This is a genomic window from Streptomyces sp. NPDC101118 (genome assembly GCF_044759445.1).
Taxonomy (GTDB): domain Bacteria; phylum Actinomycetota; class Actinomycetes; order Streptomycetales; family Streptomycetaceae; genus Streptomyces.
Genome location: NZ_JBIVZG010000006.1, coordinates 81,576 through 94,480, shown reverse-complemented (window position 1 = coordinate 94,480; position 12,905 = coordinate 81,576). Strand labels below are relative to the sequence as shown.

At 71.5% G+C, this 12,905-nt stretch carries 8 protein-coding genes and 1 tRNA gene; 6 read left to right on the top strand and 3 right to left on the bottom strand.

Going from position 1 to position 12,905, the window contains the following annotated elements:
* Window positions 1–78: 78 nt before the first annotated feature.
* From ACIQUQ_RS13180 to ACIQUQ_RS13165, 4 genes are all read left to right on the top strand, one after another.
* Window positions 79–678: a DUF501 domain-containing protein gene (locus ACIQUQ_RS13180; protein WP_403974704.1), complete on the top strand. Its 600-nt coding sequence runs from the start codon at window positions 79–81 to the stop codon at window positions 676–678.
* A complete protein-coding gene (locus tag ACIQUQ_RS13175; RefSeq protein WP_403974701.1) occupies window positions 675–1,616 on the top strand; it encodes an exopolyphosphatase in 942 nt (313 codons plus the stop codon). The genes ACIQUQ_RS13180 and ACIQUQ_RS13175 overlap by 4 nt, the downstream gene beginning before the upstream one ends.
* Before the next feature lie 358 nt (window positions 1,617–1,974).
* Window positions 1,975–3,360 (top strand): NAD(P)/FAD-dependent oxidoreductase, encoded by a 1,386-nt coding sequence (locus ACIQUQ_RS13170; RefSeq protein WP_403974699.1) that lies wholly within the window; start codon window positions 1,975–1,977, stop codon window positions 3,358–3,360.
* A 172-nt stretch (window positions 3,361–3,532) separates the two neighbouring features.
* A complete protein-coding gene (locus ACIQUQ_RS13165) occupies window positions 3,533–4,819 on the top strand; it encodes a class I SAM-dependent methyltransferase (RefSeq protein ID WP_403974696.1) in 1,287 nt (428 codons plus the stop codon).
* Window positions 4,820–4,829: 10 nt separating this feature from the next.
* Here the strand turns inward: ACIQUQ_RS13165 and ACIQUQ_RS13160 are convergent, their stop codons facing one another.
* From ACIQUQ_RS13160 to ACIQUQ_RS13150, 3 genes are all read right to left on the bottom strand, one after another.
* The gene (locus ACIQUQ_RS13160) at window positions 4,830–6,173 is read right to left on the bottom strand and encodes a PQQ-binding-like beta-propeller repeat protein (protein ID WP_403974693.1); all 1,344 of its coding nucleotides are present in this window, start codon (window positions 6,171–6,173) and stop codon (window positions 4,830–4,832) included.
* Window positions 6,174–6,312: 139 nt separating this feature from the next.
* Window positions 6,313–8,859, bottom strand: coding sequence for an ABC transporter permease (locus ACIQUQ_RS13155; RefSeq protein WP_403974691.1), 2,547 nt, complete (start codon window positions 8,857–8,859; stop codon window positions 6,313–6,315).
* Between the two features lie 56 nt (window positions 8,860–8,915).
* Entirely contained in the window at window positions 8,916–9,677 is a 762-nt protein-coding gene (locus ACIQUQ_RS13150; protein ID WP_403975121.1) for an ABC transporter ATP-binding protein, read from the bottom strand.
* A 413-nt stretch (window positions 9,678–10,090) separates the two neighbouring features.
* Between ACIQUQ_RS13150 and ACIQUQ_RS13145 the strand changes: the two genes are divergently transcribed.
* Window positions 10,091–10,173 (top strand) — tRNA-Leu (locus tag ACIQUQ_RS13145).
* A gap of 469 nt (window positions 10,174–10,642) precedes the next feature.
* Window positions 10,643–12,646, top strand: coding sequence for an FG-GAP repeat domain-containing protein (locus tag ACIQUQ_RS13140; protein WP_403974689.1), 2,004 nt, complete (start codon window positions 10,643–10,645; stop codon window positions 12,644–12,646).
* Window positions 12,647–12,905 lie beyond the last annotated feature (259 nt).

Here is a 12,905-nt window from a genome sequence, read left to right as displayed (position 1 = left end):
ACGCACCGTCCCACCGACGCACAGCCCGACTGACGTACAGCCCACAACAGCACACGAACGAAGAGACGCATCCCAGGCATGGACACGCCCCCGCCCCAGACCGACCGGACCGAGCCCACGGACGCGGACGTCGCCGCGTTCAAGGAGCAGCTGGGCCGCCCGCCGCGCGGTCTGCGCGCCATCGCCCACCGCTGCCCCTGCGGTCAGCCCGACGTGGTCGAGACGGCCCCGCGGCTGCCCGACGGCACGCCGTTCCCGACGCTGTACTACCTGACCTGCCCGCGCGCCGCCTCCGCCATCGGCACCCTGGAGGCCAACGGCGTGATGAAGGAGATGCAGGCGCGGCTCGGCACCGACCCGGAGCTGGCCGCCGCCTACCGCGCCGCGCACGAGGACTACATCGCGCGCCGCGACGCGATCGACGTGCTGGAGGGCTTCCCGAGCGCCGGAGGCATGCCCGACCGGGTGAAGTGCCTGCACGTGCTGGTCGGCCACTCGCTGGCCGCCGGCCCCGGCGTGAACCCGCTGGGCGACGAGGCCATCGCGATGCTGCCCGAGTGGTGGGCCAAGGGTCCCTGCGTGACCCCCTGCGCCGAGAAGGACGAGAAGGACGAGAAGGACGAGAAGGACGAGAAGGACGAGCAGGGCGAGCAGGCCGAGAAGGAGGAGTCCGCATGACCCGCGTGGCGGCGATCGACTGCGGTACGAACTCCATCCGCCTGCTGGTCGCGGACTGCGACCGGGAGACCGGCGAGCTGACCGAGCTGGACCGGCGGATGGTCATCGTCCGGCTGGGCCAGGGCGTCGACAAGACCGGCCGCCTGGCGCCCGAGGCGCTGGAGCGGACCTTCGCGGCCTGCCGCGAGTACGCGGCCGTCATCAAGGAGCTGGGCGCCGAGCGGATCCGCTTCGTGGCCACCTCTGCCTCGCGCGACGCGGAGAACCGCGACGAGTTCGTGGCCGGCGTGCTGGGGATCCTGGGCGTCGAGCCCGAGGTGATCACCGGTGACCAGGAGGCGGAGTTCTCCTTCACCGGCGCGACCAAGGAGCTGGCCGCCCGCCCCGACCTGGCGAAGCCGTACCTGGTGGTGGACATCGGCGGCGGCTCGACGGAGTTCGTGGTCGGCGAGGAGCACGTGCGCGCCGCCCGCTCCGTGGACGTCGGCTGCGTCCGCATGACCGAGCGCCACCTGGTCCACGACGGGGAGATCACGGACCCGCCCACGGAGGCCCAGGTCGCCGCCATGCGCGCGGACATCGAGGCCGCGCTGGACCTGGCCGCCGAGACCGTCCCGCTGGCCGAGGCCCGCACCCTGGTCGGCCTGGCCGGCTCGGTGACCACCGTCGCCGGCATCGCGCTGGGGCTGGCGGAGTACGACTCCGAGGCGATCCACCACGCGGTGGTCACCTACGAGCAGGTTCGAGAGATCTCCGAGCGGATGATCGGCTCGACGCACGCCGAGCGCGCCGCGATCGGCGTCATGCACCCGGGCCGGGTGGACGTCATCGCCGCCGGGAGCCTGGTGCTGCTGGCCGTCATGGAGCGTGTGAACGCCTCCGAGGTCGTGGTGAGCGAACACGACATTCTGGACGGGATCGCCTTCTCGATCGCCTAGGCCGGGGCCCTTGGGGCCGCCGCCCGAACGAACTTCGTGAAGTTCTTCACAAGGAAAAAGGGCCTGTTGGCCGCCTGTAAAGGTCCTTCGAGGGCTGCCGGCGGCCGACAGGCCCGTTTCGTGCGATGCGAGGCCACTGCGGGATCCGTGTCGGATGTATCGACAAAATCAGTGGTCCAGTCCTCCTGGACGCCTCCGGGCCAGTTCAGCGGGGGTGTCAACGTCTCGCCGTACACCCTGGTTCCCGTACCGCGCCATGACCTCGGTCACGTGGGCCGCGCAGTGTAGCAGAGGCCTTGTCTCTCCTTGTGAAGGCCCTCACGAGCATCCCCCTAGCGGGTGCTGGATACTCGATGGCATGAGCACCACGGAGCGTCCCAGGATCCTCGTAGTAGGCGGTGGGTACGTAGGCCTGTACGCGGCTCGGCGCATTCTCAAGAAGATGCGCTACGCCGAGGCGACCGTCACGGTCGTCGACCCGCGGTCGTACATGACCTACCAGCCCTTCCTGCCCGAAGCCGCCGCCGGCAGCATCTCGCCGCGCCACGTCGTCGTCCCGCTGCGGCGCGTCGTGCGTGGGGCCGAGGTCCTCACCGGCCGCGTCACCAGCATCGACCAGGACCGCAAGGTCGCCATGGTCGCGCCGCTCGTCGGCGAGGCCTACGAGCTGCCCTTCGACTACCTCGTCGTCGCGCTCGGCGCCGTCTCCCGCACCTTCCCGATCCCCGGCCTCGCCGAGCAGGGCATCGGCATGAAGGGCGTCGAGGAGGCCATCGGCCTGCGCAACCACGTCCTCGAGCAGCTCGACAAGGCCGACTCGACCACCGATGAGAACGTCCGCCGCAAGGCGCTGACCTTCGTCTTCGTCGGCGGCGGCTTCGCCGGCGCCGAGACCATCGGCGAGGTCGAGGACATGGCCCGCGACGCCGCGAAGTATTACACCAACGTGAAGCGCGAGGACATGCGCTTCATCCTGGTCGACGCCGCGGACAAGATCCTCCCCGAGGTCGGGCCCGAGCTCGGCAAGTGGGGCAAGGAGCACCTCGAGGGCCGTGGCATCGAGATCTACCTCTCGACCTCCATGGACTCCTGCGTCGACGGCCACGTCGTGCTGAAGAACGGCCTCGAGGTCGACTCCAACACGATCGTCTGGACCGCCGGCGTGAAGCCGAACCCGGCGCTGGCCCGCTACGGCCTGCCGCTCGGCCCGCGCGGCCACGTCGACACCGCCCCGACCCTCCAGGTCCAGGGCAGCGACTACATCTGGGCCGCCGGCGACAACGCCCAGGTCCCGGACCTCGCCGCCCGCAAGGCCGGCGTCGAGAACGCCTGGTGCCCGCCGAACGCCCAGCACGCGCTTCGCCAGGCCAAGGTCCTCGGCGACAACGTGGTCTCCGGCATGCGGGGCTTCCCGCAGAAGGAGTACAGCCACGCCAACAAGGGCGCGGTCGCGGGCCTCGGCCTGCACAAGGGCGTCGCGATGATCGTCATGGGCAAGATGAAGATCAAGCTCAAGGGCCGTCTCGCCTGGTACATGCACCGTGGCTACCACGGCATGGCCGTCCCGACCTGGAACCGCAAGATCCGCGTCTTCGCCGACTGGACCCTCGCGATGTTCCTGAAGCGCGAGGTCGTCTCCCTGGGTGCCATGGAGACCCCGCGCGAGGAGTTCTACGAGGCGGCCAAGCCCGCCCCGGCGCCGGCTGCCGCCGCCGCCCCGGCCGAGAAGGCCAAGGCCTCCTAAGCACGACCCTCGAAGGGGCCGCCTGCCATCCGTGGTGCGGGCGGCCCCTTCGGCGTGCCGGGACGGCGTCACTCGTGCACCGTGACGGTTCCTCCGTACGGAACCGGAAGGGCATGTTCGGCCACCGCCGCGGGTACGCGATCCTGATGGGTAATCCCTCGGGAGGTGTGCCATGTCCGACGCCGCGCCGCGGCTGACCAAGCTCGCCGGAGTTCTTCTCGGCGCCCCCCTGCCCCTCCGGATCCGCGCGTGGGACGGCAGCGAGGCCGGCCCGCCCGGCGCCCCGGTCCTCGTGGTCGGGCACCGGCGTGCCCTGCGCCGACTGCTGTGGAAGCCGGGCGAGCTGGGCCTGGCGCGCGGCTGGGTCGCCGGCGAGCTGGACGTGGATGGCGACCTCTACGAACTGCTGGACGCGCTCGCCGGACTCCTCTGGGAGCGCGAACCGGGACTGCGCACCCGCACCTCCCTGCGCGACCCCAAGGTCCGCGGCGCCCTGCGCTCCCTGGCCTCGCTGGCCGGCCCCTGGCCCGCGCCCGCCCCGCCGCCCGAGGAGTCGGTACGCCGCTCGGGTCCCCTGCACACCAGGCGCCGGGACCAGCAGGCGATCAGTCACCACTACGACGTGGGCAACGAGTTCTACGAGCGGGTGCTCGGCCCGTCGATGGTGTACTCCTGCGCCTACTGGCGCGAGGACGGCACCCTGGAGGAGGCCCAGCACGAGAAGCTCGACCTCGTCTGCCGCAAGCTCGGCCTGCGCGAGGGCGACCGGCTGCTCGACGTCGGCTGCGGCTGGGGCTCCATGGCCCTGCACGCGGCCCGTGAGTACGGTGCCCGGGTCACCGGCGTCACCCTCTCGCGGGAACAGGCCGCGTACGCCCTCAAGCGGGTCGCCGAGGAGGGTCTGGCCGACCGGGTGGAGATCCGGGTCCAGGACTACCGCGACGTCAGGGACGGCCCGTACGACGCGATTTCTTCGATCGGCATGGCCGAGCACGTGGGCTCCGAGCGCTACCGCGAGTACGCGCGCACCCTGCACGGACTGCTGCACCCGGGCGGCCGCCTCCTGAACCACCAGATCGCCAGGCCGCCGGAGCAGGACGAATCGGCGTACCGGATCGACGAGTTCATCGACGCGTACGTGTTTCCCGACGGGGAACTGTCCCCCCTGGGCAGCACCGTCACCGAGCTGGAGCGCGCCGGCTTCGAGGTCCGGGACGTGGAGTCGATCCGGGAGCACTACGCGCTGACGCTGCGGGCCTGGGTGCGGAACCTGGAGGAGCACTGGGAGCGGGCCGTCCGGCTCACCTCGCCGGGCCGTGCCCGCGTCTGGCGCCTCTACATGGCCGCGTCGGCCCTCGGCTTCGAACGCAACCACCTGGGCGTGAACCAGATCCTCGCCGTCCGCACCTCGGCCACCGGCGACTCGTCCCTCCCCCTCCGCACCCGCGAGTGGACCTGAGCCGGGCCCGTCACCACCGCTCGAAGGCGGTGAAGGGACGGTCGCCGCCCGACCCGGCGACGATGATCCGCCCCCGGTGCTCGAAGAAGTCGGCGCCGGGCACCTCGTCGCGGAACCGGCGCTCGTCGAGTTCCTCGCCGTCGTCGGCGTCGTACTCGAACAGGTCGGTGATGGCGCCGCTCTGCGAGGACCACTCGCCCAGGACGGTGATCCGGTCGCCCCGCACGGCGAGCCCGGCCGCGGGGTCGTCCAGCTTCCTGCCCCACAGCTCCTCGCCGGTCCTCAGGTCGAAGGCGACCAGCCGGTACTGCTGCCCCTTGTGCCAGTGCCACGCCAGCGCGTACATCCGCTCGCCGACGATCGCCGTCTGGGCGGCGTCGGTCAGGTCGATCTTGTCGTCGCCGCCGCTGAACGCGATGCCCGGCCGCGGCCGCCCGTCCTGGCCGAAGGAGATGAACGTGGCCTCGTCCAACCTCCCGGAGCGTCCGACGGCGAGTACCAGGGGGTCGGTCGACTCGATGCGCACCTTGGCGCGCAGGTCCACGGGACGCCGGGCGTCGAGGGGGACGTTCCACTTCAGCGCGCCGGTGCCGCGGTCGAAGGCCGCCATCATCAGCTCGGCGCCGTCGGTGCTGCCGATGCCCAGCTCGTCGCCCTCCTCGCCGCCGCAGTCCAGGACGGCGAAGACCTGCTCCCTGCCCACGGAAACCAGCTCCGGGCCGCACCCGCCGGGCAGGGCCGCCGTCCAGCGGGGCTTGCCCGTACGCAGGTCGAGGGCGCGCAGGGCGGTGTGGTCGTCCTTGGCCCGTCCCATCAGCGGGGTCCGGTGGCCGTGGGCGACCACGGCGATGTCGCCGCCCGCGTCCAGGAACCCGCCGCCTCCGCCGAACAGGCCGGTCGCGACCTTCCGCCCGGTGGTCCACAGCTCCCGCCCGTCCTTCACGTCGAGCGCCAGGACGGTCGTGCAGCCCTTTCCCCCCGGGGCGGGTTCGGCGACTCCGCCGCCCTCCTGCCCGTACGCGACGAGCAGTACCGACGCGTCCGCGTGGGTCGCGCTCCCGCAGATCCGGGTGCGGCCGGGCGGCACGTACTCCCAGAGCTTCCTGCCGTCCTGCCCGTCGGCGATGCCGTAGCCGGTCACGGCGTCGAACCGGCCCCGGACTGCCACGTCGCCGACGATCCACCGCTCGTTGGCGCCGTCGGCGGGCCGGTCCTTCGCGGTCGCCCAGGTCCGCACCACGGCGTCGCCCGGCAGGTAGCCGTTGTACGACAGGATCCATGCGGTGACGGACCCGATCACCGCCAGAGTGACGACGGTCGTCGTCAGCACCTTCGCGAGCCTGCTCCCCGACATCGTGCGCCCCCCGGCCGTTCGATCTTGGAACGACGGTCAGCGTAGGCCAGGGCCGCCCCCCGGTCCACGGTTACGGGGAAGGGCCCCGGCGACTTCGTGTCGCCGGGGCCCTTCCCCGTGGCCCGTAACCGCCGGGCGGCTACTCGGTCTTGATGGCCGTCAGCATGTTCAGCCGCGCGGCGCTGCGCGCCGGCCACATCGCCGCCAGCACACCGACCACACCGGCCAGGGCCAGGAAGATCCCGATCCGGTCGAACGGCAGGACCAGCTCGTAGCCCGGCACCTGGTCGGCGAAGGTGCTGCCCACCGCCCAGGCGAGGAACACGCCCACCACGATGCCGAGGACGGCGCCGAAGAGGGAGATCACCACGGCCTCCAGGCGGATCATGTTCTTGACCCGGCTCCGGTCGAGGCCGATCGCCCGCAGCATGCCGATCTCCTGCGTCCGCTCGAAGACGGACATCGCCAGGGTGTTGACGACGCCGAGCACCGAGATGATCAGGGCCATGCCGAGCAGGCCGTACATGATGTTCAGCGCCAGGTTGACGATGCCGCCCATCTCGTTGCGCATGTCGGTCTGGGTGGCGATGGTCAGCGCCGGGTTCTTGCCGAGCGCGTCCACGACCTTCTGCTGGTTGGCGTCGGACTCGCCGCCGGTGCTCACGTACACCTCGGGGATGTACGGGTGGTCGCTGTGCGCGCTCAGCACCTTGTCGTCGATGACGAAGGGCGACAGCAGGCCCTCCATGTCCTTGTAGACGGCGCCGACCCGGAGGTCCGCCTTCTTCCCGTCGTCGAACTTCGCCTTGATCGTCGAACCGACCGACAGGCCCTGCGACTTGGCCGTCTTCTCGGCGACCGCGACCTCGCCGCGGCCCAGGCTGCTCAGCGAACCGCTGACCACGTCGATGTTGAGCAGCTCGCCGATGCCGGCCGGGTTGACGCCGGAGGCGGCGTGGAAGTCGTCGCCGAAGTACAGCGCGCCGGCGGTCTGCTGGGAGACGGCCTTGATGCCGGGGGCCTTGGCCAGGGTCTCGGCCACGGACTTGTCGAGGTTGCCGCCGCCGGCCATGGAGACCTTGTAGTCGGCCTTGATCTTGTCCGTGCTCATCCGGTCGACGGCCTTGCCCATCGTGATGCCGATCACGGAGAGGGTGGTGACCAGGGTGAGGCCGATCGCGAGGGAGGCGGCGGTCACGGCGGTGCGGCGCGGGTTGCGTACGGCGTTCTGCGCGGCCAGCTTGCCGGGCACCCCGAACGCGCGCTGCAGCAGCGGGCGTACGGACGCGATGACCGGACGGGACAGCAGGGGCAGCAGGACGATCAGGCCGAGCAGGATCAGGAAGGCGCCGGCACCGATGGTGTAGCGGCCGTTCTCGCCGCCCGTGGAGACGCCGAGGAAGACCAGGGCGATGCCGGCGACGCTCAGCACGATGCCGAAGATGTTGCGGACCAGCAGCGACTTGGCGGTGGACGGCAGGTGGGCGCTGCCCATCGCGGCGACCGGGGGGATCCGGCCGGTGCGCCAGGCGGGCAGCAGCGCGGAGAGGGTCGTCACGAGGACGCCGATGACCAGGGCCCAGACGATGGTGGCGGGGGCCACGACCAGCGGGCCGGCCGGGATCTTGGCGCCGAGGGAGTCCATGACGGAGCGCATGCCGACCGCGAGGCCGACGCCGCTGACCAGGCCGAGGACGGCGGAGACCAGGCCGATGAGGGAGGCCTCGGCGAGCACGGAGCGCATCACCTGGCCGCGCTTGGCGCCGACGGCGCGCAGCAGGGCCAGCTCCTTCGTGCGCTGGGCGACCAGCATGGTGAAGGTGTTGTAGATCAGGAAGATGCCGACGAAGAGCGAGATCAGGGCGAAGACCAGCAGCATGGTGCTCATGCCGCTCATCTCGCGCTCGATGGACATGGCCTGGTCGCGGGCCAGCTCGGCGCCGGTCTTGACCTCGGTGCTCTTGCTGTTGACCAGCGGCTTGACCTCGCCGAGCAGCTGGTCGGCGGAGGCGCCGGGCTTGGCGGCCACGGACAGCTCGTCGTAGAAGCCGGGCTTGAGGTACAGCTTCTGGGCGACGGAGGTGTCGAACAGCACCAGGCTGCCGCCGGCGTTGACCGCGCCGTCCTCGGTGGTGAAGACGCCGGAGAGGGTGTACTCCTTCACGGGGCCGTTGGTGGCGACGCGGATCCGGTCGCCGACCTTGTACTTGCCGGTCTCGGCGCTGGCCTTGTCGAGGGCGACCTGGCCGGCGTTCGCCGGGCCGCTGCCCTGGGTGAAGTCGTAGCGCGGGTCCTTGCCGTCGGCCGCGGGGTCGAAGTTGGAGCCCCGGTTGGACCAGCCGGTGCCGATCAGCTTGCCGTTCTGGTCGCCGACGCCGGCGAAGCCGGAGACGCGTCCGGAGACGCTCTCGACGCCGTCGAGGGCCGCGACCTTGTCGAGGGTGCGCTGGCTGATGCCCGGGTCGCCCTCCAGCTTGCCGCTGTCGTCGCGGACCTGCCCGTACGAGGTGACGGAGACGGCGACGTCCTTGAAGCTCTTGGCGGACTGGCTGGAGAGGGCCTTGCCCAGGGTGTCGGTGAAGACGAGGGTGCCGGCGACGAAGGCGACGCCGAGGGTGACGGCGAGGACCGTCATCAGCAGCCTGGCCTTGTGCGCGAGGATGTTGCGCAGGGCTGTACGGAACATGGTGGAGGAGTCCAGAAGTCTCGGGGGGCTGAGGCGGATCGGGGCTGGGCAGGGCCTCAGCTGGTACGGCCCTTGGCGTCGAACGCCTTCATGCGGTCCAGTACGCCGTCGGCGGTGGGGCGGTACATCTCGTCGACGATGCGGCCGTCGGCGAGGAAGATGACGCGGTCGGCGTAGGACGCGGCGACCGGGTCGTGGGTGACCATGACGACGGTCTGGCCCAGCTCGCGCACGGAGTTGCGCAGGAAGCCGAGGACCTCGGCGCCGGAGCGGGAGTCGAGGTTTCCGGTGGGCTCGTCACCGAAGATGATCTCGGGGCGGGAGGCCAGGGCGCGGGCGACGGCGACGCGCTGCTGCTGGCCGCCGGAGAGCTGGGTGGGGCGGTGGGAGAGGCGGCCGGAGAGGCCGACCATCTGGATCACGTTCTCCAGCCACTGCTTGTCGGCCTTGCGGCCCGCGATGTCCATGGGGAGCGTGATGTTCTCCAGGGCGGTGAGCGTCGGCAGCAGGTTGAAGGCCTGGAAGATGAAGCCGATCTTGTCCCGGCGGAGCTGGGTGAGCTGCTTGTCCTTCAGGGAGCCCAGCTCGGTGTCGCCGATGCGGACCGAGCCGCTGGTGAAGGTGTCCAGGCCGGCGACGCAGTGCATCAGCGTGGACTTGCCGGAGCCCGAGGGGCCCATGATCGCGGTGAACTGGCCGCGCCCGAACTCCACGGAGACCCGGTCCAGGGCGACCACCTGGGTCTCGCCCTGCCCGTAGACCTTCGACAGTTCCGTGGCGCGGGCGGCCACGGCGGTGGTCTGGGGGGCGAGGTTCATGGTGGTCACGAGGTGCTCCAGTCGGGGCTCGGTACGCGGTCTGCGGGACCTTTCCATCGTCACCGGGGAAAGCGCGCGGGGAGTCAGCCGCCAAGCTCGTTCCGGGGTCCACCGGAGTCTGACCGGGAGGGGCGCCGGGTCCTCCTTTGGTATGACGGCGGAAGCGGTCCGTCCCCCTCGCGGCGGTCCGCCCAGGGGGGTGGCCCGGGGTGGCGCGGTGCCGTCGAAATCCCGTCATTCCGATCGTGGGCGGGGGCCGGGCGCGGATGGTCCGGACCGTGCGTTCTCGCACCTGACGGCCCCTCAAGCGTCAATAAAATCAGACAACATCGGGATGATCTTCGCCTGAAGGGAGGACTGTTCCGGTTAGGCTCACCACTGCGTTCAAGGCTTTTCGCGGAGCCCGACGTCTTGCCCGGATGGTGGAATGCAGACACGGCGAGCTTAAACCTCGCTGGCCTACGCGGCCGTGCCGGTTCAAGTCCGGCTCCGGGCACTCACCCTCGCGTCCTCGCCGGCCGTGCCGGCTGCTCCGGCGCGGGGGTTACGCCGGATTCCGCTTCCCGGCGCGAACCGGGGCGCGCTCCGGTTTTCGCGCCGGCTCCCGCCGGTTTCCCCTTCCGTCACGTACAACCCCCGCGCCCCGTCGCGAGTCCGTACACCGACCGTGTACGACCACTCAGCAACCCGGGGGAACCCTTGTCCCACCACCGCGCATCCCGGCGGCTGTTGGCCACCGCCGTGGCCGTCGGCCTCGCCGCGACCGCAGCACCGCTCGCCGCCGCACCGGCCTCCGCGGCGCCGGCCGCCGGGACGGCCGCCCGCGCGGCCGACTCCGCAACGGCCGCCCTGCCGCAGATCGCGTCGAGGTCCCACGTGGTCAGTGCGGGCCCGACCGGCTTCCTGAGCATCGAGCCGTCCCTCGACGTCTACTGGAACAGCTACGCGGGCGGGGGGCCGTCAAGGTGGCTCAGGACGGCGCCCAGTTCGCCCACCACCAGCACCACGGCGCCCTCTCCGACACGGTGGCCACGGGCGACAACTCGTGGACCGGCATGTTCAAGACCGTGACGCTGAAGGACATGGCCACCGGCACCGCCGCCGAGCCGCTGCGCCTCGCGACCTACGGACTCGACCAGTACCTGGGCACGGTGGGCTCCCTCGTGGTGGCCCGCAAGAACATCGGAGTCCAGGCCCAGGAGGTGCACCTGGTGGAGCCCGGCTCGGGCGCCGGCGCGCGCTCCGACCGCACGGTCACCGGACTGCCCGAGGGTGCGTGGGGGATCAGCCTGGAGGCCGTCACCCCGGGCGCCGCACTCTTCGAATACCTGACGGGCGACGGTCCGGCCAGGCGCTACCACTACGCGGTCGTCGACCTGGCCACCGCGGCGGTCACTCACACCTTCGAACGCGTTGGCGCCTACTCCTCCCCCGGCGGCACCGCCCTCTCGGCCACGCACGCGGCCTGGGTCGAGGACGGGGCCTCGGAGACCTCCAGCACCCTGGTGGTCGCCACGCGCGGCTCCGGCAAGGTGGAGCGCCGCCAGGTTCCGCGGCTCTGGACCGCGGGGATCGCCCTGGCCGGCGACACGTTGATCTACGGCTCGCGGGTCGACCTGGAGCAGGGCGGTGAGCCGAGCGACCTCGCGATCAAGGCCATGTCGGTGACCGGCGGCGCCTCCCGCACCGTGCTCGACCACGCCACCTCCTTCACCCCGGCCCCCGACGGCTCGGTGCTCGCCATGGGCGGCACCCTCGCGGACGGCGAGGGCGTCTACCGCATCTCCCCGGCCGCGCCGGGCGCGCCCACCGTGACCAAGGTGGCCACCACCGGCGAGCCGACCGCCGTCAAGGTGCTGGCCTCGGAGGCGCCGGCCGTCACCGCCCTGGAGGGCCGCCGCCCCTGGCACGCCCGCTGGCAGCTCTCCCGTACGAACGTCGAGGCGAAGGTCGTGCTGCGCCACAAGGCGACCGGCGTCCAGACGACCCTGCACATGTACCCCGACCAGCCGGACTACGTGGGCCCGGGCTGGGCGGAGGTGGACTGGCACGGCCTGGTGAACCGCAGCGGCTGGACGCACGCGGCACCGAACGGCGCGTACACCTGGACGTTCACCGCGACCCCGCTCAACGGCCTCGGCCCCGCAGCGACCGCCCAGGGCAGCTTCACCATCGCCCGCAAGCCGGCCCCGCACGACTACACCGACAACGGCTCGCCCGACCTGCTGGCCCGTGACTCGGCCGGCCGCCTCTGGCGCGAGGACACCGTGGACGACCGGCTCAACCCGCATCTGTCGTCCGCTCCCCGCAAGCAGCTCGCCACCGGCTGGCAGATCTACGACCGCATCGCGGCAGCCGGCCAGCTCGGCGGCGGCACGGCGGGAGACGTGGTGGCCCGGGACAAGGCCGGTGTCCTCTGGCTGTACCTGGGCAAGGGCGACGGCACCTTCGCCTCGCGGGTGAAGGTCGGCACGGGCTGGAACGCGTACGACGAGATCACCGGCGGCGGTGACCTGACCGGCGACGGCAGGGCCGACCTGCTGGCCCGGGACAAGAACGGCGTGCTCTGGCTCCACAAGGGCACCGGCAACTGGAAGGCCCCCTTCACCGCCCGCAGGAAGGTGAGCTCCGGCTGGAGCGGCTACAACCAGCTCACGGCAGCCGGCCAGCTCGGCGGGGGCACGGCGGGCGACCTGCTGGCCCGGGACAGGGCCGGCGTGCTCTGGCTGTTCCTCGGCAAGGGCGACGGCACGTTCGCGTCGCGCGTGAAGGTCGGCGCGGGCTGGAACACGTACGGCAGGACGCTCGGCATCGGCGACGCCGACGGCGACGGCCGCGCGGACCTCTTCGCCTACGGCCCCGAGGGCCGCACCTACCTGTACGAGGGCACGGGCGACTGGCGCAAGCCCTTCCGCCCCCGCGAGGGCACGGCCGTCCTCTTCTCCCCGCCCTACAACACGGTCGCCTGACCGGCGTCGCGGCCGCGCGCTCCGGCGATCACCGCCGGGGCGCCCGGCCGGGCCACCACCACGCCCGGCGGGAATCCGCTGGGTACGGGGGACTGGCGGAGGCCGTTCAGTGCCCGCATGGAGGCCCCGGTCCTGTTCTCCGAGGGTTACAACACCGTGCTCTGACCGAAATCCGCCCCCTACTGCTGGCAGGAAAAGATCCTCCCTGAGCAGTAGGGTGGATTCTTTGCTAACGCATTACTCTTGACGCAAGGCCGCG

What these genes read in the sequence shown, in the direction of transcription:
- ACIQUQ_RS13155 (WP_403974691.1), bottom strand. Translation starts at nt 8,859, where the DNA reads ATGTTCCGTACAGCCCTGCGCAACATCCTCGCGCACAAGGCCAGGCTG.
- ACIQUQ_RS13150 (WP_403975121.1), bottom strand. Translation starts at nt 9,677, where the DNA reads ATGAACCTCGCCCCCCAGACCACCGCCGTGGCCGCCCGCGCCACGGAA.
- ACIQUQ_RS13160 (WP_403974693.1), bottom strand. Translation starts at nt 6,173, where the DNA reads ATGTCGGGGAGCAGGCTCGCGAAGGTGCTGACGACGACCGTCGTCACT.
- ACIQUQ_RS13175 (WP_403974701.1), top strand. Translation starts at nt 675, where the DNA reads ATGACCCGCGTGGCGGCGATCGACTGCGGTACGAACTCCATCCGCCTG.
- ACIQUQ_RS13180 (WP_403974704.1), top strand. Translation starts at nt 79, where the DNA reads ATGGACACGCCCCCGCCCCAGACCGACCGGACCGAGCCCACGGACGCG.
- ACIQUQ_RS13165 (WP_403974696.1), top strand. Translation starts at nt 3,533, where the DNA reads ATGTCCGACGCCGCGCCGCGGCTGACCAAGCTCGCCGGAGTTCTTCTC.
- ACIQUQ_RS13170 (WP_403974699.1), top strand. Translation starts at nt 1,975, where the DNA reads ATGAGCACCACGGAGCGTCCCAGGATCCTCGTAGTAGGCGGTGGGTAC.